We start from the raw sequence: 644 nt of genomic DNA, 5'->3' as shown, positions 1-644 counted from the left end.
TCGTCGGCGCCGGAGGCGCGGGCGGCCACGAGGCCGTCGGCGAGGACCGTGCGCAGGCGCCGCTCGCAGACCGCGGCCAGCCGCGCGAAGTCGCCGGGACCGCGCAGGGTCTCGGGCGCACGACCTGCGGGCGGTTCGGCGGTGAGCATCCCGCGGGCCGTGTCGAACCGGACGAGGCGGTTGTCGCCGCCCGCCGTCCGGTACGCCTCGGTCGCGGCCTCGTAGGCGAGGAGGATCGGCGCTCCCACGAACCCCGGTGCGCCGCAGCGGCTCCGGCATTCGCGCACCGTGCGGGCGGCGAGGTCGGTGGCGGCGGTCTTGAGCAGCGGCAGGAGCGGGTCCACGGCCGTCCACGGGGTCCAGCCCGCCGAGCCCGAGGCGTCTGCGGCGGCGTGGTTCCGCTTGGCGGCGTTGGCGACCGCGGTCAGGGCGTAGGCGTCGGCGAGCGCCGTGAACAGGGCGAGGCGGTGGCTGCGGAAGTCGAGGAGGACCAGTCCGGGGGCGAGGCGGTCGGCGGTGCGGCGGATGCGGGCGAACCGGATCGCGACGGCCGCGGCCGCGCGGGCGAACGCGGCGTTGGCGGCGACGATGGCGAGCCAGGTCGCGGCGCCGGGGGCCATGGAGCGGCGCAGGCGCGCGTCGGG

General features: G+C 78.7%; 1 protein-coding gene. It reads right to left on the bottom strand.

Translation table 11 applies throughout. The annotated features are described in order from the left end of the window. The coding region (locus tag DI269_RS27075) for an acyl-CoA dehydrogenase family protein (protein ID WP_198667382.1) at positions 1 to 644 on the bottom strand (644 nt) is incomplete at both ends.

Origin of the sequence: Glycomyces dulcitolivorans, assembly GCF_003265355.1 — a bacterium.
Taxonomy (GTDB): domain Bacteria; phylum Actinomycetota; class Actinomycetes; order Mycobacteriales; family Micromonosporaceae; genus Glycomyces; species Glycomyces dulcitolivorans.
This window is presented reverse-complemented; position numbering and strand designations above follow the sequence as displayed.